The sequence below is a fragment of the Streptomyces sp. NPDC096205 genome, from assembly GCF_044763135.1.
Classification (GTDB): domain Bacteria; phylum Actinomycetota; class Actinomycetes; order Streptomycetales; family Streptomycetaceae; genus Streptomyces.
Genome location: NZ_JBIWFS010000001.1, coordinates 1,166,083 through 1,188,920, shown reverse-complemented (window position 1 = coordinate 1,188,920; position 22,838 = coordinate 1,166,083). Strand labels below are relative to the sequence as shown.

Below are 22,838 nucleotides of genomic sequence, written 5' to 3'. Positions count from 1 at the left end.
GTGGGTGGGAGCGCTCCCACGCGGTGGACCGGAACCTGCCCCGGGCGCGCTCCCCCCACCCTCCACAGCCGACGTTCCTCACACCCCACACCGAAGGGACGTAAGTCTGTCATGCGCATAACACATCCACCCAGACTCGGAGCGCTCGCACTGGTGCTCCTCTCCCTCCTCGCCGCGATCCCCGCCCTCGCCCTGATCGTCTCCACCGGCGGCGAGGCCGAGGCGCACGGCACGCCCATGAAACCCGGCAGCCGAACCTTCCTGTGCTGGCAGGACGGGCTCACCGACACCGGGGAGATCAAGCCCGTCAACCCGGCCTGCGGGGCGGCGCAGCAGGTCAGCGGTACGACGCCGTTCTACAACTGGTTCTCCGTACTGCGCTCGGACGGCGCCGGCCGCACCCGCGGCTTCGTGCCGGACGGTGAGCTGTGCAGTGGCGGGAATCCCCACTTCACCGGCTTCAACGCCCCGCGCGGTGACTGGCCGCTCACCCACCTCACCTCGGGCGCGACCATCGACTTCTCCTACAACGCCTGGGCCGCGCACCCGGGCTGGTTCCGCGTGTACGTCACCAAGGACGGCTTCGACCCGACGCGGGCCCTCACCTGGGACGCCGTCGAGGACCAGCCCTTCCTCACCGTCGACCACCCGCCGCTGGACGGCTCCCCGGGCACGGTCGAGGCCAACTACTCCTGGACCGGCAAGCTCCCGGACGGCAAGTCGGGGCGCCACATCATCTACATGGTGTGGCAGCGCTCCGACAGTCAGGAGACCTTCTACTCCTGCTCGGACGTCGTCTTCGACGGCGGCAACGGCGAGGTGACGGGCATTCACGAACCGGGCAACCCCACCGAGCCCGTGCCCGGCACCTGCGCGGCGACGCGCCGCACCACAGGCACCTGGTCGGGCGGCTACCAGTCCGAGGTCACCGTCACCAACACCGGGGACGTGCCGATGCTCGGCTGGATGGTCGACTGGACGCTGCCGAGCGGCCAGAAGGTCGACAGCCTCTGGAACGGCGCACCCACCTACACCGGGCAGTCGGTGATGGTCCACAACGCCGGCTGGAACGGCTCGCTCGCCCCGGGGCAGAGCACGACCTTCGGCTACGTCGTCACCGGTGACGGGGGAGACGCCACGGCGTCCCTGCCCTGCCGGGTCGGCTGACCTGAGGCGCTCCACTCGCGTTCTCCAGGCGCTCCGGGCGGACCCGGTGGCCGAATCATGGTCACCGGGTCCGCGAGTCGGACGGGCCCGAGGGGAGGGGGCGCCCGTCCGATGGTGCGATGGCTTGTCTCGACCCGCATGCACGACAACGTTGTCGATTGGTCTATACATGACTCTACCGCCTCAACGGACAACGATGTCAACCCGCCTGGCCGGATGACCAGTTGGCCGGTCGGCCGCCCGCAGAGTCGCCCGTGCGGGTGACCCGGCCGCGCGACGCGCCACGGAACGCGGTCTTCCATGACGGCCGTGGCGCACGCTACTGTCCCTGCGGCTTGTGCGACCCGTGGTGCGCGACCCGTCCGAAGGAGGAGGGGCCGCGTCATGCGTTTCCGTCCTACGTCCCTGCTGCTGGCCGTCGTGCTCGCGATGTCCGGCGCCCCGCCCGCTCTCGCGGTGTCCGCCGAGGCACCCGCCCTCGTCCGGGACCCCACCCCGTACGTCGACCCGCTCATCGGCACCAGGAACGGCGGCAATGTCTTCCCCGGCGCCGTCACCCCGTTCGGCATGTTCTCCTTCAGCCCCGAGAACACCCGCGGCGACGCCACGCGCACGGCCGCGCCCGGCGGCTACCACTACGACGCCACCCGTATCCGGGGCTTCAGCCTCACCCATATGTCCGGCACGGGCTGTGCGGGCGGCAGCGGGGACATCCCCCTCTTCCCGTACGCGGGCCACGTCACCTCCTCGCCCGCGAGCGACACCAAGGACGCCGTCTACGCCTCCGGGTTCAGCCACGCCGACGAGACCGCCGAGCCCGGCCACTACAAGGTCGGCCTCGACTCCGGCGTCACCGCCGACCTGACCGCGACCGCGCGCACCGGCTCGGCCCGCTTCACCTACCCGGACGGCGAGCCCGCCTCCCTGCTGTTCCGTACGGCCAACTCCCAGGTGGGGTCGGCCGATTCGACGGTCGAGATCGATCCGGAGGCCCGTACCGTCTCCGGCTCGGTCACCTCCGGCAACTTCTGCGGCTACCTCGACCCCGAAGGCCGGCGCGCCTACTACACGCTGCACTTCACCGCCCGCTTCGACCGCCCCTTCGCCGCGCACGGCACCTGGCGGGACGACCGTCTCGACCCCGGCTCCACCCGGGCCACCGGCGGCACCGGCGGGTTCGCCGACGGCGGGCGGCCCGTGGCCGGCAAGGGCGCCGGGGGCTATGTGGAGTTCGCGCCCGGTTCCGGGCCCGTGCAGGTCAAGGTCGGCATCTCCTACGTCAGCCGGGCCGGTGCCGAGGTCAACCTGGCCGCGGAGAACTGGCCCGGCCGCTCCTTCGACGACGTCACCGCAGCCGCCCGCCGGGCCTGGCGGGACCGGCTGGACGCGATCCGGGTCGGCGGCGGCACCGACGCCGAGCGCACCACCTTCTACACCGCCCTCTACCACTGTCTGCTGCACCCGAACGTCATCAGCGACGCCGACCGCCGCTACCGGGGCGCCGACGGCGAGGTGCACCGGGTCCGGCCCGGCCACCGGGCCCAGTACGGCACCTTCTCCGGCTGGGACGTCTACCGCGACCAGGTGCAGCTGCTGACACTCCTGGAGCCGGACACCGGATCGGACATCGCGCAGTCGCTCTACACGCTGGCCCGGCAGAACGGCGGCGTCTGGGACCGCTGGCTGCACGGCGCGAGCGGCACCCACGTCATGAACGGCGACCCGTCCCCGATCGCCCTGGCCGGGATCCACGCCTTCGGCGGCACCCGCTTCGATCTGCGGGGCGCGCTCGGCTCCCTCGTGCGCGCCGCGACCGTGCCGACCGACAAGGACCTGTCCCCGGCCGGCAAACCGGTGCTGTCCGTCGGGCAACGGCCCTCCCTGGACAAGTACTTGGCGCACCACTACATGCCGTCCGTCTCCAACGCCTGGGGCGGGGCCGCCGAGACCCTGGAGATGTCAGGCGCCGACTTCGCGCTCGCCCAACTGGCCCGCGCGGCGGGGGAGAAGGACACGGCCAAAGTGTTCGCCCGGCGCGCGCAGTGGTGGCAGAACAACTTCGACATCGCCGCGACCGAGGACGCCGGCTACATCGCCAACCGCAAGGCCGACGGCAGCTGGGTCACCGGCTTCACCCCGGCCACCGGCAACGGCTTCGTCGAGGGCACGGCCGCCCAGTACACCTGGATGGTCCCGCACAACCCGGCCGGGCTGTTCGCCGCGATGGGCGGCCGCGCGCGGGCGGTCGAGCGTCTCGACGCCTTCTTCCACCACGCCGACGGCAGCTGGGCCTTCACCGGGGGCGGCGGCGAGAAGGCCGAGCTGGACAACGAGCCGTCGATCAACGTCCCCTACCTGTACGCCTACGCGGGCGCCCCGCACAAGACGCAGGAGACGGTCCGCGCGGCGATGCGCGCCCTGTGGTCCACTGCGCCCGGCGGCATCCCCGGCAACGACGACCTCGGCGCCATGTCGTCCTGGTACGTCTTCTCCGCGCTCGGCCTGTACCCGCAGGTGCCGTCCCGGGCCGAACTGGTCCTCGCCTCGCCGCTGTTCGAGAGGGTCGAGATCGAGCGGCCGTACGGCAACGACATCTCGATCCGCGCGGACGGGGCCGCCGCCGGCACACCGTACGTCCATGCGCTGCGCGTCAACGGCCGCAGCAGCGACCGGGCTTGGCTGCCCGCGTCCTTCGTGCGGGACGGCGGCCGGCTCGACTTCACCCTGTCCGCCACGCCCGACCCGGCCTGGGGTGCGGCAGAGCCCCCGCCGTCCTTCCGCGAGGGCGAGCAGCCGTACCAGATCGGTGTCGGTCCGACGGCCGCGCGGCTGGCACCCGGCGCGCGCACCGAGGTCGGCGTCCGTGCCCTGTCCCTGAGCGGCGGCCCGGGCCCCGAGGTCCGCTTCCGCGTCGGCACGCCCGACGGCATCACGGCGACCCCCGCCGAGGGCACCGTCTCCGACGGCTCGCAGCGCATCACGCTGGGCGCCGCCGAGGGCCTCGCGCCCGGCTTCTACGAGGTCAGGGTCACCGTGACCTCCGGCGACACCTCGTACGAGCAGCCGGTGGCCCTGACCGTGGCCGTGCCGGGCAGCCTCCTCGCCGCCTACGACAGCACGGGCGTCTCCGACGACGGCGGCGACCACGACGAGGCCGACTACGACGGCGGCGGCTGGAGCTACTCACGCCAGGCGCTTGCCGCGGCCGGGCTCACCCCCGGCGGGCGGGGCGAGGTGGCCGGGCTGTCCTTCACCTGGCCCGCCTCCCCGGCCGGGCGCCCCGACAACGCCACCGGCGCAGGGCAGACGATCCGGCTCGACGAGCCCGCCACGGCGTTGTCCTTCATCGGCAGCGCGGTCAACGGCGACCAGCAGGCCGAGGCCACCGTCACCTACACCGACGGCAGCACCGACACGGCCGAACTCGCCTTCACGGACTGGACGTTGGGCGGAGGAGGCGGCAGCGTGAGGTACGGCAACACGGTCGTCGCGCGGACCGCGTACCGCAATGTCGCGGGCGCCGACCGTGACCCGGTGGCCACCTATGTGTTCGCCACCCGCCCGTTCCGGGCGCCCGAGGGCAAGACCGTGCGCAGTGTGACCCTGCCGCGCAACGGCGACCTGCACGTGTTCACGCTGGCCGTGGGCTGACCGGCAGCACCTGCGCCAGCCAGTCGAGCTGCCGGCGGACATGCACCGCGTCGCCGCCTTCGTGGCCGTTGTAGGGATAGGCGCGGATCTCCTTCAGGGGGTCCGCGTCGCTCAGTTCGCCGTAGCGGTGGAAGGCGGCGTACGCCCCGCTCGGCGGGCACACCGTGTCGCGCAGGCCGACCCCGAAGTGCGCCGGGGCGTGGGCGCGGCGCGCGAAGGAGACACCCTCGACATAGGCCAGCGTGCGGTGGGCGGCCGCCTCGACGCCGCGGTGGACCGAGAGGTACGCGGTGATCTCGCCGTACGGCGGGGCGTCGGTGAGGTCGAGCGCGCGCCGGATGCCGCACAGGAAGGGCGCGCTCACCAGCACCGCCGCCAGGTCGGGCAGCAGGCCTGCGACGGCCAGGGCGAGGCCGCCGCCCTGACTGTTGCCGACAGCCGCGACCCGGGAGGCGTCCACGCCCGGCAGCGCGCGCACGGCGGCCACCGCGCGCACCGCGTCGGTGATCAGCCGCCGGTAGTGGTAGTCCCGCGGGTCCCCGATGCCGCGCACGGCCGGGCCCGGACCGCCGGGTGACTTTGCGTGCGGGTCCGGGGTGGCGCCTCCGCTGCCGTACTGGTCGCCCTGGCCGCGGTTGTCCATCAGCAGATGCGCGTACCCGGCGTTCACCCAGGTCAGCCGCTCGTGCGGCAGGCCGCGGCCGCGCCCGTAGCCGGCGTACTCGACGACGGCCGGCAGCGGCCCGGGCACCCCGGCCGGCCGGCTGAACCAGGCCCGCACCGGGTCCCCGGCGAAGCCCCGGAACGACACGTCCCAGGTCTCGGTGAGCCGCAGCCCGGTCGCCACCGGACGCGCCTCCACCAGGACTTCGGCAGCGGCCGCCTCCTGGAGCGTGCCGTGCCAGAACGCGTCGAAGTCGGCCGGCTCGTCGGGCAGGGGGCGATAGCGCTCGAGTTCCTCGAGCGGCAGGTCGAACGCGGGCACAGCCCCTCCGATCGTTGCGTACGTTCGTCAGAATGTTTCGCGCCTCAGGCGTCCGCCAAGGCGACCTGTACCTCAATCGCCTTGCCTGCACGCCCCATTGACAGCCATTACACCCCCACCTAACCTCGCCGCAAAGTTGCTGGCACGACTCCGAAACTTTCGCTGTCATGGAGGCTCATGCAGATGCCCACACAGGCGCGCAGACCCCTGCGCCGGGACTGGCAGCTGTACTCGCTCGCCGTGCTCCCGCTGGTGTTCTTCCTGCTCTTCCGCTACCTGCCGATGATCGGCAACGTGATCGCCTTCCGCCGCTTCGAGCCCGGCGGCTCGATCCTCGGCGAGAGCTGGGTGGGCCTGCGCTATGTGCGCATGTTCCTCAGCGACCCCACCTTCTGGCAGGTCTTCCGCAACACCCTCTGGCTGGGCGGCCTCACCCTGCTCTTCTGCTTCCCGATCCCGATCGTGCTGGCGCTGCTGCTCAACGAGGTCCGCCGGCGGTCCCTGAAGCGGTTCGTGCAGTCGGTGTCGTACCTGCCGCACTTCCTGTCGATCGTGATCGTCGCCGGCATCACGCTCCAGATGCTCGCCACCGACGGGCCGGTCAACCACGCCCTGGGCTTCTTCGGGCACGACCCGATCCGCTTCATCCAGGAACCCGAGTGGTTCCGCACCATCTACGTCGGCTCGGAGATCTGGCAGACCGCCGGCTGGGGCACGATCCTCTACCTCGCCGCGCTCACCACCATCGACGACCAGCTCTACGAGGCCGCCCGCATCGACGGCGCCAACCGCTGGCAGCAGATCTGGCACGTCACCCTGCCCGGCATCCGCCCCACCATGATCACCCTGCTGATCCTGAACATCGGCACGTTCATGGCCGTCGGCTTCGAGAAGGTGCTGCTGCTGTACAACCCGCTGACGTACCAGAGCGCCGACGTGATCTCCACCTACGTCTACCGCACCGGCGTGGAGTCCAACAGCTTCAGCTACGCCGCCGCGATCGGCCTGTTCGAGGCGGTCATCGGCCTGGTCCTGATCACCTCCGCCAACCAGCTCTCGCGCCGCACGGTCGGGACGAGCCTGTGGTGAGACCGAGCCGCTCCTACCGCGTCTTCCAGGGCGTCAACGGGCTGGTCCTGACCCTCGTCGTGATCGTCACCCTGTACCCGTTCCTCAACATCGTCGCCCGCTCCTTCAGCGGGGAGCGCCAGATCCGGGCCGGCGAAGTGACCCTGTGGCCGCAGGGGTTCAACCTCACCACGTACGAGATCGTGCTGAAGGACGCCATGTTCTGGCGGAACTACGGCAACACCGTGTTCTACACGGTCGTCTCCACCGCCGTCGCCATGGTGCTGACCACCTGTTACGCCTACGTCCTGTCGAAGAAGCACCTCAGAGGCCGCACCGCGCTCGTCGGCATCGCCGTGTTCACCATGTTCTTCAGCGGCGGACTGATCCCGCAGTACGTCCTGATCACCAGCCTCGGCCTGAAGAACAGCGTGTGGGCGATCGCTCTCCCCAACGCGATCAGCGTCTTCAACCTGCTGGTGATGAAGGCCTTCTTCGAGAGCCTGCCGACCGAACTGGAGGAGGCCGCCGAGATCGACGGGCTGAGCACCTACGGCGTGCTGCTCAGGATCGTGCTGCCGCTGTCCAAGGCGGTCGTCGCGACCATGGTGCTCTTCTACTCGGTGTCCTTCTGGAACTCCTGGTTCAGCGCGTTCCTCTACATGGACCGGTCGGACCTCATGCCGGTCACCGTCTATCTCCGCAATCTCATCCAGGGCGCCACCGGGGGCTCCAACGCCGGCGCCGGAGCCGAGCAGCTCAGCCAGGTCGGGGCCAACATCCAGGCGGTCACCATCGTCCTCACCGCCCTGCCGATCCTCTGCGTGTACCCGTTCGTCCAGCGCTACTTCGTCTCGGGCGTGATGCTCGGCGCGGTCAAGTCCTGACGGTCCGTCAATCCACCCAAGGAGTCACCGTGAAGAACGCAGGGCACCTCTCACGACGCCAGATCCTCGCCGCCGCCGGCTTCGTCGGCCTCGCCACCCTCACCGGCTGCAACAGCGGCGGCGACGGCGACAGCAAGGACCTGTCGAAGAAGCGACACGGCGTGATGAAGGACTACCGCGCCGGACAGCGGTTCAAGGCCGCTGAGCCACTCTCCTTCTCGCTCCTGCACAACAACAACCCCGTCTACCCGATGAAGCGCGACTGGCTGTTCTGGAAGGAGGTCACAAAGCGCACCGGCGTCACCCTCGAGCCCCTCGACGTGCCGCTCGCCGACTACGAGAAGAAGCGCAGCGTCCTCATCGGCGCGGGCGACGCCCCCTTCATCATCCCCAAGACGTACCACCCCTCCGAGGTGGCGTTCGTGTCGTCCGGCGCGATCGTCCCGGTCAGCGACTACGTCCATCTGATGCCCAACTTCCGCGACAAGGTGCGCAAGTGGAAGCTGGAGCCGGAGCTGGACTCCATACGCCAGTCCGACGGCAAGTACTACCTGCTGCCCGGCCTGCACGAGAAGGCCAAGGCCAACTACTCGCTGTCCTTCCGCACCGACGTCCTCGACCGGCTCGGCCTCACCCTGCCCACCACCTGGGACGAGGTGTACGACGTGCTGAAGGCGCTCAAGGCCGAGTACCCCGCCAAGTACCCCTGGACCGACCGCTGGAGCATCAATACGCCCTTCCCCTGCGGCGCGTTGTTCGGCTACCTCGGACAGGCGTACGGGGTCAAGGCGGGCTGGGGGTACGACAACATCAGCTACGACACCGAGGCGCGGAAGTTCGTCTTCACCGCCGCCACCGACCGCTACCGCGAGATGGTCGAGTACGTCAGAAAGCTCGTCGCCGAGAAGCTGCTCGACCCGGAGAGCTTCACCCAGCAGGACGACCAGGCCGTGCAGAAGCTGCTGGCCGAGAAGTCCTACGTGATCAGCGCCAACCCGCAGGAGCTGGTGCAGAACTACCGCTACAACCTGGAGAAGCAGGTCAAAGGCGCGCGGATCGAGATGGTGCCGGTGCCCCTCGGCCCGGCCGGTCCCGTGGTGCTCGGCGGAGCCCGGCTGGAGAACGGCGTCATGATCTCCAGCAAGGCGCTGCGGGCCGACACCTTCGTCGCGATGATGCAGTTCGTCGACTGGCTCTGGTACTCCGACGAGGGCCAGCGGCTGTGCAAGTGGGGCGTCCCGGGCGTCACCTACACCGAGTCCGGCGGTCGTTACGAGCTGAAGTCCGGCATCAGTCTCATGGGCTCCGACCCGGACGCCCCGAAGGACCTCCAGAAGGACTTCGGTTTCTTCAACGGCGTGTTCACCTACGGCGGCAGCTGGGACCTGGTCTCCTCCTCCTTCAGCCCGGACGAGAAGAAGTTCCAGGACGCCATGGCCGGCCGCGAGCAGCTCCCCATCGACCCCGCGCACCCCCTGCAGTCCGTCGAGCAGGAACAGGCGACCCTCTGGGACACCCCGCTCAAGGACCACGCCATCCAGAACACCCTCAAGTTCGTCCTGGGCCAGCGCCCGATGTCCGAGTGGGACGCCTACGTCACCGAGCTGAAGGCGAAGAACCTGCAACAGCTCGTCGACCTGCACAACAGGGCCCACGACCGCTTCGAGAAGGAGAACGCGTGAACGGCGACCGCGTGAACGGCCACCATGCGATCCGTGTGCCCGCCGAACCGTCCGGCCGCCTCCCCGACGCCTGGCGGCACTGCGTCGGCACCGGCCGCCTCGAACTCGCCCTGCGTCGCGACTACCAGGACTCGCTGAAGCTCCTCCAGCAGGAGATCGGGTTCCGCCACATCCGGGGACACGGCCTGCTGAGCGACGGCATGGGCATCCACCGGCCGTACGAGTACGAGGGCGCCCGCCAGGTCCACCACTCCTTCACCTACGTCGACCAGGTGATCGACGCCTACCTGGACCTCGGCATCCGCCCCTTCCTCGAACTGGGCTTCATGCCGGACGCGTTGGCCTCCGGCGAGCAGACGATCTTCTGGTGGCGGGGCAACGTCACCCCGCCGCGCTCCCACAAGGAGTGGGCCGGCCTGGTCCGGGCCACCGTCACCCACCTCGTCGACCGCTACGGCCTCGACGAGGTGCGCACCTGGCCCATCGAGGTGTGGAACGAGCCCAACCTGCCCGACTTCTGGCAGAACGCGGACGAAACGGCGTACCACCGGCTCTACGAGGTGACGGCGGCCACCGTGAAGGAGGTCGACGCCTCGCTCCAGGTCGGCGGCCCCGCGATCTCGCCCGGCGCCGACGCATGGCTGGACCGCTTCGCCGAGTTCACCGAACGGCACGACGTACCCGTCGACTTCGTCTCCAAGCACGCCTACACCTCCGGCCCGGCCCAGCACGTCCCCTTCGGCTCGTACCAGACGCTCGCACCCGCGGAGCATCTGCTGGAGCAGTTCGCCACGCCCCACGAGCGGCTGAAGGGCACCCGCCTGGCCGGACTCCCCGTCCACATCACCGAGTTCAACTCCTCCTACTGCCCCGACAACCCGGTGCACGACACCGCCTTCAACGCCGCCTATCTCGCGCCCGTCCTCGCCCGCGGCGGCGACCTCGTCGACTCCTTCTCCTACTGGACGTTCAGCGACATGTTCGAGGAGGCCGGAGTCCCGACCGCGCTCTTCCACGGCGGGTTCGGCCTGCTCACCCACCGGCAGGTGAAGAAGCCGACGTACCACCTGTATGCCTTCATGGCCCGGATGGGCCCCGATCTGCTCGCCCGCGGCGGCGACCACCTGGTCACCCGCCACCCCGACGGCCGCGTCACCGTCCTGGCCTGGGCGCCGGTCGACCCGAGCGGCGAGACACCCGGACCCGAGCGGCACCGGCTGCGCCTGCTGATCCCCATGACCTCCGCGGAGGTCTTCGCCCGCCGGTCCACCGTGGACGAGGAGTACGGCAACGCCCGCACGGCCTGGCAGCGCATGGGCAGCCCCCGCTCACCCGGCCGGCACCAGCTCGACGTCCTGCACGAGGCCGCGGAACCCGCGCGCAGGCACCTGCGGCTGCCCGTGGCGGACGGCCGGGTCGACCTGGACCTGACGCTCACCCGCCACGAGGTGACCCTCGTGGAGCTGAGCCCCCTCAAGGACGAGGCCCCGCCCTGGACGGACGACCGCCGGCTGCTCGGGAGGCAGCCACGGTGAGTGCGCCGTCGGTCTCCTTCGGCGCGGGCCCCCTCTCCCGCGCCGCCGCCCTGGTCCACACCCTCCTCACGGTCGAGGCCCTGCTGCTCGCGGCTGCCTCGCCGGGCCTGGCAGGACTGCTCCTGCTGGGCCCGGACCCGGCGAACCTGCCCCTGGCCGCCGTATGCCTCCTGCCGCTCGGCCCCGCGCTGTCCGCCGCCGTCTACGCCCTGCACCGGCGCAGCGCCGACCTCACCGATCTGCATCCGGCGCGCACCTATCTGCGCGGCTGGCGGCTGAACGCCGTACCGGCGCTGAAGCTGTGGGCGCCGCTGCTCGGGTGGCTCACGGTCATCGCGTTCACGCTCACCCACTTCGCGGCGACAGGCCTGCCCGGCTGGTGGGCCGGGCTGCTCGCGGCGATCGGGGTGGTCTCCCTGCTGTGGGGCGCCCATGCCCTGGTCCTGACGTCCCTGTTCGCGTTCCGCGCCCGCGACATCGCCCGCCTGGCCGCTCACTTCCTGCTCACCCACGGCAGGGCCACCCTCGGCGCCGCCTCCCTGCTGGTCCTGGCCGGCGCCCTGACCGCCCTGCGCACCGAGGCCCTGCCCGCCCTGCTGTCAGCCCCGCTGCTGCTGTCGCTGCTGCACAGCAGCCGCGCGGTGATCACCCGGACCCAGGAGGACTTCACCGCATGAGCCGCACGATCCCCTACGGCGGCGACCACAACCGGGAGCAGTGGCCCGAGCAGGTCTGGGACGACGATCACCGCCTGTTCACCGAGGCGGGCATCGACACCCTCACCGTCGGCGTCTTCTCCTGGTCGCTGACCCCACCCGCCGAGGAGACCTACGCACCGCGGCTTCAGCAGATCCGCCGCCCGTGCTCGTCCGGCACCCCGGACTTGCGGAAGAAGTAGCTGTTCACCTGGTCCCGCCACTCCCGCGCCGAGCGCACCTGCTCCTCGAACAGCTCCGCCACCCGCGCATGCCGCTCCGCGTCCACCACGTCGCCGAGGCCCGCCCACACCCGGCGGGCCTCCTCGGCCTCCTCGACGCCCTCGAAGTGGGTGTCGTAGATGTGCTGGATCACCGTCTTCCCGCTGTGCAGGACATGCCCGTACGGCACATGGTGGAAGAACAGCAGCAGCTCGTCCGGGCACGTGTCCAAAGACTCGTAGACCTCCGACCACGGCTTGGCGTACTGCGCGGCGAAGCCGGTGCCGGTGGCGGCGCTGCGGTCGACGCCGATGCCGTCGCGGTCGGCGAAGTGGTAGGTGCCCCAGGGGCTGTACTCGTAGCCGTCGACGGCCGGCCCGTAGTGGTGCCCCGGCTGCACCATGAAGCCCACGCCGAGCGGGGCCGTGTATTTCTCGTACGTCCGCCACGAGCCGTCGAGAATCGCGCGCAGGCCCGCCGCCGGTGCCGTCCCGAAGGTGAGCCCGATCCACTCGTCGAGGATCTGCGAGGGATCGGCGTCCGGCCGCCAGGCCAGCCGCCCGAAGGTGTAGAGGTTGGCCTGCGCCAGCGGATGTCCGGTCCAGTACGGGTCGTCGCCCGCATTGGAGACGGCGACCAGGCCGCCCCGCGCCAACTCGCCGACCGGCACTCCCTCCTGGACCGGGAACCGCAGCACCTCGCTCCACATCGGGCCCAGCCAGCACACATGCCGCTGCTGCCCGGTGTACTCCTGCGTGGCCTGCACCTCCACCGCGAGCCGCGTGCCCGGCATCGCCCCGATCAGCGGCGACACGGGCTCGCGCACCTGGAAGTCCATCGGGCCGTGCTTGACCTGGAGCACGGCGTTGCCGGCGAACTCGCCGTCCAGCGGTACGAAATGGTCGTACGCGGCGCGCGCCCGGTCCGTGGAGCGGTCCCGCCAGTCCTGCCGGTGGTCGTAGACGAACGCCCGCCAGTGGACCGTGCCGCCGTACGGCCGCAGTGCCTCGGCCAGCATGTTCGCGCCGTCGGCGTGGGTACGGCCGTAGGCGAAGGGGCCGGGCTGACCCTCGGAGTCGGCCTTCACGACGTACCCGCCGAAGTCGGGGATCGCCGCGTAGACGTCGGCGGTGGCCCGGGCCCACCACTCCCGCACCCGCGGGTCCAGCGGGTCGGCCGAGTCCAGGCCCCCGAGGACGAGAGGCGCCGCGAACGTCACCGACAGATGCGTCCGAATGCCGTACGCCCTGAACACCTCGGCCAGGGCGGCGACTTCGCCGATGCGGTCGGTCAGCAGACGTGCCTCGGTGTCGTGCACATTGACGTTGTTCACGGCCACGGCGTTGATCCCGCAGGACGCGAGAAGCCTGGCGTACGCCCGCACCCGGTCCAGGTCGCCGCGTGCCCGGCCGTCCGCCCAGAACAGCGACCCGCCCGCGTAGCCGCGCTCCACCTGGCCCATCACCGGGTGCACGGCCACGTTGTCCCAGTGGTCCAGCATGCGCAGCGCGAGCGCCGGCGCGTGCGTCTGGCGGGGCCGGTCCTCGCGGAAGGCGTCCTCGCCGAGCCGTACGACGTGGAAGAGGCCGTACAGCAGCCCGGACGGCCCCGTCGCGGTGACGGTCGTCCGGCCGGCGGCGCGCTCGCAGGTGAACGCCTCCGAGCCGTCCGTGCCGGTGACCTCCAGCACCAGGTCGTACGGGCCGGGGGCCGCGTCGCGCTCGACGCGGCCCCCGAACCGGGCGCACGCCCGGGTCACTTCCTCATGCACCGTGTCCACCAGCGGACCCGATCCTCGGACCAGCGTCCGCCGGGTGCCGATCGGCCGGAACACCTCGTCCGGCAGCCAGGCCGGATCGACACCGTGCATGATTCGTTCCTCCAACCCGCCCGCTCAGGCGAGCAGTTCGACCTCCGACAGCACCGCCTCTCCCGTCAGCACCAGGCGGTACCTTTCGTAACTACCCGGAGCGGCCACGGAGAACGCCCGAAGCTGCCGGTCCCAGCGGAAGGTTTCCCCGGAACGCTCGTCCAGGGTCTCCCAGGTGGTGCCGTCGTCCGAGCCCTGGAGGGTCCAGCCGGTCGGCGCCTTCGTACGGTCGGCGGGCGAGGTGAGCGTGTACTGCACGGCCCTGGCCGGCCCGGACACCGGCAGGTCGACCGTCGTGACGGCCTCCTGCGTCGCCGACGTGTCGTCGAACAGCGCCCCGGAGCCCTTCAGGGCGTCCGCGCGCGGCGACGGCACCTCGTCGTCCTGCGTGATGGAGACGGGCGCGGCGAAGCGTCCCGTGCCCCACGAAGACGGCCGCGGGCCCATCTCGAACTCCAGCTCACCGCCGCGCGCCAGCAGCGCGTGGGGGAGCGCGGTCGAGCGCCACTTGACGCCGTTGAAGCGGACATCCTGGACGTAGACGTTCCGCGCGCTGTTGCGCGGCGCCTTTATCACCAGCTCCCGGCCGTTCTCCAGGTGCACGGTCGCCTTGGTGAACAGCGGGGAGCCGATGGCGTACTCGCCGCTGCCCATCACCAGCGGATAGAAGCCGAGCGCGGAGAACAGGAACCAGGCCGACTGCTCGCCGTTGTCCTCGTCGCCGTGATAGCCCTGCCCGATCTCGCTGCCCACGTACAGCCGGGAGAGCACCTCACGGACCTTCGCCTGCGCCTTCCAGGGCTGCCCGGCCGCGTCGTACATGTAGATCGCGTGGTGAGCGACCTGGTTGGAGTGCCCGTACATGCCCATCCGGACGTCCCTGGCCTCGGTCATCTCATGGATGACACCGCCGTACGACCCGACGAACTCCGGGGACGCCGTCTCGGGCGTGGCGAAGTACGCGTCGAGCTTGTCGGCGAGGCCGGAGCGGCCGCCGTAGAGGTTGGCCAGGCCCCTGCTGTCCTGCGGCGCGGTGAAGGCGTAGCCCCAGCCGTTGGTCTCCGTGTAGTCGTAGCCCCACACCCGCGGGTCGTACTTGGCGGAGTCCACCCGCCAGTCGCCCTTGGGGTCACGGCCCTGGAAGAAGCCGGCCTTCTTGTCGAAGAGGTTGACGTAGTCCTGGGCCCGGTCCAGGAAGTACGCCGACTCCTCCTTGTAGCGCTGCTCACCGGTCTGCCGGTACAGCGCCCGGCCCATCCGCGCGATGCCGTAGTCGTTGAGGTAGCCCTCCAGCGCCCAGGACAGGCCCTCGTGGGTGTCGGTGCTGGTGTAGCCCAGGAAGGGCGAGGTGGCCATGCCCTTGCGGCCCACACCGGAGGTCGGCGGCACCACGGTGGCGTTCTTCACGGCCGCGTCGTACGCCGCCCGCGCGTCGAAGTCGACGCCCTTGACGTAGGCGTCCGCGAACGCCACGTCCGAGGAGGTGCCGGTCATCAGATCGGCATAGCCGGGGGAGGACCAGCGCGAGGTCCAGCCGCCGTCCTTGTACTGCTGCACGAACCCGTCGACCATCTCGCCCGCCTGAGTGGGCGTCAGCAGCGAGTAGGCCGGCCAGGTGGTCCGGTACGTGTCCCAGAAGCCGTTGTTGACGTACACCGTGCCGTCCACGATCTTCGCGCCGGTGTGCGTCGGGGTGTCGGGCCCCGGCATCGGCGAGAAGGGAGAGGCGTACTTGTACGTCGAACCGACCTTCTCGAAGCCCGAGTTGGGGTACAGATACAGCCGGTACAGGCTGGAGTACAGGGTGGTCAGCTGGTCCGGTGTGGCGCCCTCGACCTCGACCTTGCCGAGGACGCGGTCCCACTGCCGCTGGGCGCGGGCACGGACCTCGTCGAATCCGGTGCCCTCCGGGATCTCCTGGCGCAGGTTGTCCTTGGCCTGGTCGACGCTGATCAGCGAGGTGGCGATCCTCAGCGTGACGGTGCGGTCCTCCGCCTTGAAGCGCAGATAGCCCTTGACGCCGCTGGAGGAGCCCTGCGTCACCGGCCTGTCGAACTCGCCGTAGACGAACAGCCGTGTCGCGCCCGTCGACAGGCCCGACTTCACGTCCGAGTAGCCGGTGAAGGTGCCGTTCGCCGTGTCCAGGGTCAGCCCCGCCTGGTCGGTGACGTTGTCGAACAGCACGCTCGCGTCGTCGCCGGGGTAGGTGAAGCGCAGCACCGCCGCGTGGTCGGTGGGGGTCATCTCGGCCTTGAGGCCGTTGTCGAAGGTCACGCCGTAGTAGTGCGGCCGTGCCGTCTCGTTCTCGTGCCGGAACGCCAGCTCGCGCGCCTCGCGGCCGGTGTCCGGGGTGCCGGCGGCCGCCGAGGGCATCACCTGGAACGTCTGCCGGTCGCCCATCCAGGGGCTGGGCTCATGGCTGGCGCTGAACGCCTGGATCGTCGGCAGGTTGTCGTCGTTGTTCGCGCGGGCGTAGTCGTACAGCCAGCTCAGCGAGCCGGCGTTCGTCACCGGCGTCCAGAAGTTGAAGCCGTGCGGCACGGCCGTCGCCGGGAAGTCGTTGCCGCGCGAGAAGGCGCCGCTGGAGTTGGTGCCGCGGGTGGTGAGGGCGTAGTCGGACAGATGCGCCTTCGGTCGTTCCCGAGCCGCCTGCGCGAGGCGTACGTCGTCGATCCACCCGCGGAACTTCGCCGGCCCGGCGGGGGAGTCGTAGGCGATCAGGATCCGGTCGACGGTCCGGCCCGCCGCGACCGACCCGATCCGCGCGACGACGTTGTTCCACTGGTTGACGTACAGCACCTTCGCCGTGCCCTGCCCGCGCGGGCTGAGCTCGAACCCGTGCTGGTCGCGCGCTCCGAGGTCGCTGAGCAGGGTGCCGTCGGTGAAGGCGAGGTCGACGGAGACGTGCGTGGCGTCGTAGTCGCGGTCCCCGTCCGCCATCGACGGGAAGATCCGGTACGACAGCTGGGTGTCGCGGCCCACGGCCACGTCCACGTCGAAGATCTTGTTGTACGAGTAGGCACGCCCGTCCGCGGTGTGCCGGCCGGCGTAGCGCAGCGCCCGCTTTCCGGTGAAGCCCATGCCTGCCTTGGCGGTCGGCGAGCCGCTCGGGCCCCGGTCGACCAGCGACAGCATGTCCTGCGGCACCGGGCCGTCACTGCCGCCGATCGAGAACTGGACGTCGGCCAGCTGGGTGATGGTGAGGGCGCCGTTGTTGTGGGTGACGTCCAGCCGGAAAAAGCGGTATTCGGCCGGTTCGGCGAGGTCGTAGGTCTTCGTCTGGAAGCGCTCGGCGAAGGTGTCGCCGGTGCGCGTGTCGAGGGTCTTCCAGTCCGTGCCGTCGGCGGAGCCCTTCAGGGTCCAGTCGCGTGGATCGCGCTCGGCGTAGTCATTGGCCGAGGTGAGGGCGTACGTCACCAGTTTCACCGGTTTGTCCAGCTCGAACTCGACCCAGCCGGCCGGTTGGAACACCAGCCATTTGGTGCTCGGCTCGCCGTCGACGAGGTTCTCCTTCACCTCACCGCCGCCGGTGTTCTCGCCGCTGGCCCGGACGTCCGTGACGTGGTCGGTCACATTGCCCGGGATGCCGCTGCTGTACCCGCCGTCCACCCCGGAGGCGCGCTTGCCGCCGTCCGGTGCGGTGTCGACGGTGTTCAGCCAGTCCGGTGCCGGATCACCCGCCTCGAAGGACGAGGCGAAGTCCCGCTCCGCGGCCGCCGGTTCCTGCGGAAGGGCCACCGCCGCCCCCTGTGAGCCCACCGCCAAGGCGAGGACGGCGGTCAGGACGGCCGCCCGACCCCATCTGTGCCGAACTCTGTGCACAAGCCCTCCCTGCACATCGGACAACGTTGTCAACTTGAGTGCGCAGGGTCCAGTAGGGGTGCAAGTGCTGAAGCATGTCAAGGGTGTTGGCTGTGGCGTCCGGGGGTAATGTCGCGGATTTTTCCGACAAGGCGCGCACGGGCGGCGGATATTTCCGTGAGGTCTCAACTCGGAAAAGACAGGCGGCTAACCTTGCTTTCGATCTTGCTCCTCCGGCGGTAAGTGGACTATACCTGTCGGCGATCCCGGACCTTCCCCTGAGTCCCGGAGCGATTCGTGCACGACCCAGCTTGACCCCACCGCGGTGCCGGGGAGGATCCGGTTCACCGCCTGAGTCCTGGAGAAGGCGAGGACTTGAGCATGGGATCCACTTCCGCCGAGAACGAATACGGTTCGTCGGGTGTCGGCCGCCGCGATCTGATGAAGCGGTCCGCCGCGCTAGGTCTGGTCGCCGTGCCGTCGATGGGTTTCCTCTCCGCCTGCGCGAGCGGCGGCGGGGGCGACGACTCCAACGAGGACACGCAGGGCAAGACGTCCAAGGACAACCCCTTCGGCGTCAAGAAGGGCAGCAAACTCGACGTCGTCATCTTCAAGGGCGGCTACGGCGACGACTACGCCAAGGCGTGGGAGGCCAGCTTCCAGAAGAAGTGGGGTGTCACCTCCACGCACACCGGCACTCAGGAGATCACCGGCAAGCTCCAGCCGCGTTTCAACGGCGGCAACCCGCCGGACATCGTCGACGACTCCGGCGCCCAGAAGATCAAGATCGACGTCCTGTACAAGAACGGCCAGCTCCTCGACCTCGCCGAGGTCCTGGACGCCCCGAGCGTGGACGACCCCTCCAAGAAGGTCCGCGACACCGTCATCCCCGGCACGCTCGACCCGGGCCTGCAGTCGGGCAAGGTCGTCGCCCTGAACTACATCTACACGGTGTGGGGCCTGTGGTACTCCGGCAAGCTCTTCAAGGAGAAGGGCTGGGAGGAGCCCAAGACCTGGGACGACTTCCTCGCCGTCTGCAAGGACGCCAAGTCCCAGGGCATCGGCGGCCTCGCGCACCAGGGCAAGTACCCGTACTACATCAACGTCGCCATCATGGACCTGATCGCCAAGAAGGGCGGCCTGGACGCCATGAAGGCGATCGACAACCTCGACCCCAAGGCGTTCGTCGGCTCCGACGCCGCCCAGGCGGCCGCCGAGGCGATCTACGAGGTCGTCGAGAAGGGCTACCTCATGCCCGGCACGAACGGCCTGACCCACACCGAGTCGCAGACCCGCTGGAACCAGTACAAGGCCGCGTTCATCACCTGTGGCTCCTGGCTGGAGAACGAGCAGATCAAGCAGACGCCGGCCGACTTCGACATGAAGTTCATGCCGATGCCGGTGCTGGCCGACAGCGCGATGCCGTACGAGGCGATCCGGGCCGGGTCCGGCGAGCCGTTCATCATCCCGGCCAAGGCCAAGAACCTGCCCGCGGCCAAGGAGTTCATGCGGATGATGCTGTCCCGCGAGTGGTCGACGACGTTCGCCAAGGAGGCGAACTCGCTGACCATCCTCAAGGACGGCGTGGACCCGAGCGTGCAGCTGCGGCCGGGTACGCAGTCGACGGTGGAGGCGTCCAAGGCCGCCGGTGACAACACCTTCCGGTTCCTGTACACCGAGTGGTACAGCGAGATGGACACCGCGATCCAGAACGCGTCCAATGAGCTGATGGCCAAGCGGATTCAGCCGAAGGAGTGGCTGAAGCGGGCGCAGGCCGCGGTGGACAAGGCCGCCAAGGACCCGGCGTCCAAGAACAACCGGCGCGAGTAGTTTTCCGGGTTCGCCGTTCGGGGCGCGGTGGATTGCGGGGTGCCGCTCGTCTGTGGTTGCTCGCGCAGTTCCCCGCGCCCCTGAGGGCACTACAGGGCAGGGAAATTTATGCGTAAAGGGCAGTATCGGTTCGTCGCGGGGTTTCTCTTCGTCCCTGTGGCGTTGTATCTCGTCTTCGTCATCTGGCCCTATCTCCAGACGATCGGTTACTCGCTGACCGACTGGAAGGGACAGTCGCAGACGTTCAAGTTCGTCGGGCTCGACAACTACAAGGAGTTGTTCCAGGACGACATCTTCCTGGGGGCCGTCTGGCACAACATCCTGTTCCTGGTGTTCATCCCGGTGATCACCATTCTGCTCGCGCTGTTCTTCGCGTTCATGCTGAACGCGGGCGGGCGCAGCCGGGCCGGTGGGGTGTCCGGGGTCGCCGGATCGAAGTTCTACAAAGTCGTGTACTTCTTTCCGCAGGTGCTGTCGCTCGCCATTCTCGCGGTGCTGTTCGGAGCCGTGTACCGCAGCGACAGCGGAGGCATGCTGAACGGCCTGCTGATGAAGGTGGGGCTGGTCGACGAGAGCAGCCCGGTGGAATGGCTCAACGAGCCGAACATGGTGCTGTGGATGCTGATCCTGGTCGTGGTCTGGCACGGCGTCGGCTTCTACCTGGTGCTGTTCTCCGCGGCCATGCAGTCCATCCCGCGGGACATCTACGAGGCGGCGCTGATCGACGGAGCCGGACGCGCCCAGTCGTTCTTCCGGATCACACTGCCGCTGCTGTGGGACTCGGTGCAGACGGCGTGGGTGTACCTGGGCATCGCGGCGATGGACATGTTCATCCTGGTGTCCACCATGACCGCGGGTGAGTTCGGCGGCGGCCCCGACCACCACAGCGAGGTCATGGCGACCGTGATGATGCGCAACTTCCTCATCTACGGCAAGAGCGGCTACGCCTGCGCCATGGGTGTGGTGATGCTGCTGCTCACCCTGATCCTGTCCGTGGTCATGCTGCGCGCCACCCGCCGCGAGCGCATCGAGTTCTGAGCGGGAGAGAGACGACCGACATGAGCGCACCCATCGACGAGACCCCCGTGAAAGAGGCCGTGCCCGTGACGCGGCCCGTGGACAAGGTCCCCGCCCGCACCGACGGCCCCCGCAACGAGGGCGTCGTCCTGAACGTCTTCTCGCACGGCTTCCTCGCCCTGTGGGCCCTGCTGATCGTGCTGCCGCTGCTGTGGCTGGTGCTCAGCTCCTTCAAGACCGACGCCCAGATCGGCGGCTCGGCCTTCGGCTGGCCGCAGAACTGGGACCTGGACGTGTTCGCCCGGGCCTGGGACAAGGGCATCGGCGACTACTTCCTCAACACGGTCATCGTGCTGGCCTTCTCGGTGCCGCTGACCATGCTGTTCGGCTCCATGGCCGCGTACGTGCTCGCCCGCTACCAGTTCTGGGGCAACCGGCTCCTGTACTACTTCTTCGTCGCGGGCGCGATGTTCCCGGTGTTCCTGGCGCTGGTGCCGCTGTTCTTCATGGTCAAGCGGCTGGACATGCTGAACAGCTACCAGGGCCTGATCCTGGTGTACGTCGCCTACTCGATGCCGTTCACGGTGTTCTTCATGCACGCCTTCTTCCGGACGCTGCCGACCGCGGTGTTCGAGGCGGCGATCCTGGACGGGGCCTCGCACGCGCGGACCTTCTTCCAGGTGATGCTGCCGATGGCCAAGCCGGGCCTGATCAGCGTCGGGATCTTCAACACGCTGGGGCAGTGGAACCAGTTCATCCTGCCCACCGTGCTGATGCAGCCGCAGAGCGGCGACGACCCCGAGCGCTATGTCCTCACCCAGGGGCTGATCCAGCTCCAGCAGCAGCAGGGCTACGCCACCGACCTGCCGGTGCTCTTCGCCGGCGTCAGCATCGCCATGATCCCCATGCTGGTCGTGTACCTGTCGTTCCAGCGCCAGGTGCAGGCCGGACTGACCTCGGCGACCCTGAAATGAGGCGGGGCCGGCCCTTGGAGTAACCCGGCGCGCACGACCGTACGCACGCCGCTTCCCCCCGGAAGCGGCGTGCGTCGTTGTGTCCCTGCTCGCGGAAAGGGTTCAACCTCTTGACGGGAGGCAACCCGAACAGCTCAGCTTAGAGTTCACTAGTTGGACATGAACGGGGCCTCGCTGAAGCGGCCCCGGCGCGCAGGAGGTCGTCGTGGAGACTCCGGGGTCGCAGTCGTCGCTGCACCGAGCCAACCTCGAGCGGGTGGTCCGCGCCGTACGGCTGGCCGGTTCCCTCACGCAGGCGGAGATCGCGAGGACCACGGGCTTGTCCGCGGCGACGGTCTCCAACATCGTGCGCGAACTCAAGGACGGCGGAACCGTCGAGGTCACGCCCACATCGGCGGGCGGACGCCGGGCCCGCAGCGTGTCCCTGAGCGGGGACGCCGGCATCGTGATCGGCGTCGACTTCGGGCACACCCACCTCAGGGTCGCCCTCGGCAACCTCGCCCATCAGGTGCTCGCCGAGGAGTCCGAGCCGCTGGACGTGGACGCCTCCGCCGCCCAGGGCTTCGACCGGGCGGAGGAGCTGGTCGGCAGGCTGATCGCGGTGACCGGCGTGGACCGCTCCAAGATCGCCGGGGTGGGCCTCGGCGTGCCCGGCCCGATCGACGTGGAGTCCGGCACCCTGGGCTCGACCGCGATCCTGCCCGGCTGGACCGGCACCCGTCCGGCCGAAGAGCTGCGCGGCCGTCTGGGCGTTCCTGTGCACGTCGACAACGACGCCAACCTGGGCGCCCTCGGAGAGCTGGTCTGGGGCGCGGGCAAGGGCGTTCGGGACCTGGCGTACATCAAGGTCTCCAGCGGTGTGGGAGCCGGTCTGGTGATCGACGGGAAGATCTACCGCGGCCCGGGTGGCACTGCGGGAGAAATCGGACATATTACTCTTGATGAATCCGGCCCGGTCTGCCGCTGCGGCAACCGCGGCTGCCTGGAGACCTTCGCGGCTGCACGCTATGTGCTGCCGCTCCTCCAGCCCAGCCATGGCACCGACCTGACCATGGAAGGCGTAGTCAGGCTGGCCAGGGACGGTGATCCGGGCTGCCGTCGGGTGATCGCCGACGTCGGCCGACACATCGGCAGTGGAGTCGCCAATCTCTGCAACTTGCTGAACCCGAGCCGAGTCGTCCTGGGCGGTGATCTCGCCGAGGCCGGTGAGCTCGTCCTCGGGCCGATCAGGGAGTCTGTCGGCCGCTACGCGATCCCCAGCGCGGCGCGCCAACTCTCCGTTCTCCCGGGGGCACTTGGGGGCCGTGCGGAGGTACTCGGAGCGCTCGCCCTCGCCCTCAGCGAGATGGGTGATTCGACACTTTTGGACGGCACGCTGCACAGTGCGGCGCCTGCCTTCACTTAGAGAACGGATGGCACCGTTGCCATCTCGTTAAGGATTTACTTCTTGACGT

The 22,838-nt window shown here is 69.5% G+C and carries 14 protein-coding genes and 1 pseudogene; 12 read left to right on the top strand and 3 right to left on the bottom strand.

The features are described 5' to 3' along the window. The first annotated feature begins 111 nt into the window (after positions 1–111). Both ACIQ6Y_RS05300 and ACIQ6Y_RS05295 read left to right on the top strand, forming a co-directional pair. On the top strand, positions 112–1,167 hold the full coding sequence (locus tag ACIQ6Y_RS05300; RefSeq protein WP_404033161.1) for a lytic polysaccharide monooxygenase: 1,056 nt from the start codon (positions 112–114) through the stop codon (positions 1,165–1,167). A 384-nt stretch (positions 1,168–1,551) separates the two neighbouring features. Then, a complete protein-coding gene (locus ACIQ6Y_RS05295) occupies positions 1,552–4,818 on the top strand; it encodes a GH92 family glycosyl hydrolase (protein WP_404033158.1) in 3,267 nt (1,088 codons plus the stop codon). Here ACIQ6Y_RS05295 and ACIQ6Y_RS05290 read toward each other — a convergent pair. Next, complete coding sequence (locus tag ACIQ6Y_RS05290) at positions 4,799–5,803, bottom strand: acetylxylan esterase (protein ID WP_404033156.1); 1,005 nt, start codon at positions 5,801–5,803, stop codon at positions 4,799–4,801. The two genes, ACIQ6Y_RS05295 and ACIQ6Y_RS05290, sit on opposite strands and share 20 nt — an antisense overlap. Before the next feature lie 177 nt (positions 5,804–5,980). Here ACIQ6Y_RS05290 and ACIQ6Y_RS05285 point away from each other — a divergent pair, with 177 nt between their 5' ends. From ACIQ6Y_RS05285 to ACIQ6Y_RS05260, 6 genes and pseudogenes are all read left to right on the top strand, one after another. Continuing rightward, the gene (locus ACIQ6Y_RS05285) at positions 5,981–6,892 is read left to right on the top strand and encodes an ABC transporter permease (RefSeq protein ID WP_404033153.1); all 912 of its coding nucleotides are present in this window, start codon (positions 5,981–5,983) and stop codon (positions 6,890–6,892) included. Beyond that, positions 6,886–7,758, top strand: a complete 873-nt coding sequence (locus ACIQ6Y_RS05280) for a carbohydrate ABC transporter permease (protein WP_404033150.1) — start codon at positions 6,886–6,888, stop codon at positions 7,756–7,758. Before ACIQ6Y_RS05285 ends, ACIQ6Y_RS05280 begins: the two co-directional genes overlap by 7 nt. Positions 7,759–7,787: 29 nt before the next feature. Next, positions 7,788–9,440, top strand: a complete 1,653-nt coding sequence (locus tag ACIQ6Y_RS05275) for an extracellular solute-binding protein (RefSeq protein WP_404033147.1) — start codon at positions 7,788–7,790, stop codon at positions 9,438–9,440. Further along, the gene (locus tag ACIQ6Y_RS05270; RefSeq protein WP_404033144.1) at positions 9,437–10,975 is read left to right on the top strand and encodes a xylan 1,4-beta-xylosidase; all 1,539 of its coding nucleotides are present in this window, start codon (positions 9,437–9,439) and stop codon (positions 10,973–10,975) included. Before ACIQ6Y_RS05275 ends, ACIQ6Y_RS05270 begins: the two co-directional genes overlap by 4 nt. Beyond that, positions 10,972–11,652 (top strand): hypothetical protein, encoded by a 681-nt coding sequence (locus ACIQ6Y_RS05265; protein ID WP_404033142.1) that lies wholly within the window; start codon positions 10,972–10,974, stop codon positions 11,650–11,652. Before ACIQ6Y_RS05270 ends, ACIQ6Y_RS05265 begins: the two co-directional genes overlap by 4 nt. Further along, positions 11,649–11,807: pseudogene (locus tag ACIQ6Y_RS05260) on the top strand (beta-galactosidase); the annotation flags it as partial. The gene ACIQ6Y_RS05265 and the pseudogene ACIQ6Y_RS05260, both read left to right, overlap by 4 nt. An 11-nt stretch (positions 11,808–11,818) precedes the next feature. On the opposite strand, the gene ACIQ6Y_RS05255 reads toward ACIQ6Y_RS05260, so the two are convergent. Both ACIQ6Y_RS05255 and ACIQ6Y_RS05250 read right to left on the bottom strand, forming a co-directional pair. Then, the gene (locus ACIQ6Y_RS05255; protein ID WP_404033139.1) at positions 11,819–13,762 is read right to left on the bottom strand and encodes an alpha-glucuronidase; all 1,944 of its coding nucleotides are present in this window, start codon (positions 13,760–13,762) and stop codon (positions 11,819–11,821) included. 24 nt (positions 13,763–13,786) lie between these two features. Further along, positions 13,787–17,527, bottom strand: coding sequence for a GH92 family glycosyl hydrolase (locus ACIQ6Y_RS05250; RefSeq protein ID WP_404033715.1), 3,741 nt, complete (start codon positions 17,525–17,527; stop codon positions 13,787–13,789). A 417-nt stretch (positions 17,528–17,944) separates the two neighbouring features. Here ACIQ6Y_RS05250 and ngcE point away from each other — a divergent pair, with 417 nt between their 5' ends. The 4 genes from ngcE (at position 17,945) to ACIQ6Y_RS05230 (ending at position 22,789) form a co-directional block, all read left to right on the top strand. Further along, positions 17,945–19,393 (top strand): N-acetylglucosamine/diacetylchitobiose ABC transporter substrate-binding protein, encoded by a 1,449-nt coding sequence (gene ngcE / locus ACIQ6Y_RS05245; protein WP_404033137.1) that lies wholly within the window; start codon positions 17,945–17,947, stop codon positions 19,391–19,393. Positions 19,394–19,501: 108 nt separating this feature from the next. Continuing rightward, complete coding sequence (locus ACIQ6Y_RS05240; RefSeq protein ID WP_404033135.1) at positions 19,502–20,431, top strand: carbohydrate ABC transporter permease; 930 nt, start codon at positions 19,502–19,504, stop codon at positions 20,429–20,431. A 20-nt stretch (positions 20,432–20,451) separates the two neighbouring features. Continuing rightward, a complete protein-coding gene (locus ACIQ6Y_RS05235) occupies positions 20,452–21,384 on the top strand; it encodes a carbohydrate ABC transporter permease (protein ID WP_404033132.1) in 933 nt (310 codons plus the stop codon). Between the two features lie 205 nt (positions 21,385–21,589). Then, the gene (locus tag ACIQ6Y_RS05230; protein WP_404033129.1) at positions 21,590–22,789 is read left to right on the top strand and encodes an ROK family protein; all 1,200 of its coding nucleotides are present in this window, start codon (positions 21,590–21,592) and stop codon (positions 22,787–22,789) included. The last annotated feature ends 49 nt before the right edge of the window (positions 22,790–22,838 follow it).

What these genes read in the sequence shown, in the direction of transcription:
- ACIQ6Y_RS05240 (WP_404033135.1), top strand. Translation starts at nt 19,502, where the DNA reads ATGCGTAAAGGGCAGTATCGGTTCGTCGCGGGGTTTCTCTTCGTCCCT.
- ACIQ6Y_RS05300 (WP_404033161.1), top strand. Translation starts at nt 112, where the DNA reads ATGCGCATAACACATCCACCCAGACTCGGAGCGCTCGCACTGGTGCTC.
- ACIQ6Y_RS05295 (WP_404033158.1), top strand. Translation starts at nt 1,552, where the DNA reads ATGCGTTTCCGTCCTACGTCCCTGCTGCTGGCCGTCGTGCTCGCGATG.
- ACIQ6Y_RS05255 (WP_404033139.1), bottom strand. Translation starts at nt 13,762, where the DNA reads ATGCACGGTGTCGATCCGGCCTGGCTGCCGGACGAGGTGTTCCGGCCG.
- ngcE (WP_404033137.1), top strand. Translation starts at nt 17,945, where the DNA reads ATGGGATCCACTTCCGCCGAGAACGAATACGGTTCGTCGGGTGTCGGC.
- ACIQ6Y_RS05285 (WP_404033153.1), top strand. Translation starts at nt 5,981, where the DNA reads ATGCAGATGCCCACACAGGCGCGCAGACCCCTGCGCCGGGACTGGCAG.
- ACIQ6Y_RS05235 (WP_404033132.1), top strand. Translation starts at nt 20,452, where the DNA reads ATGAGCGCACCCATCGACGAGACCCCCGTGAAAGAGGCCGTGCCCGTG.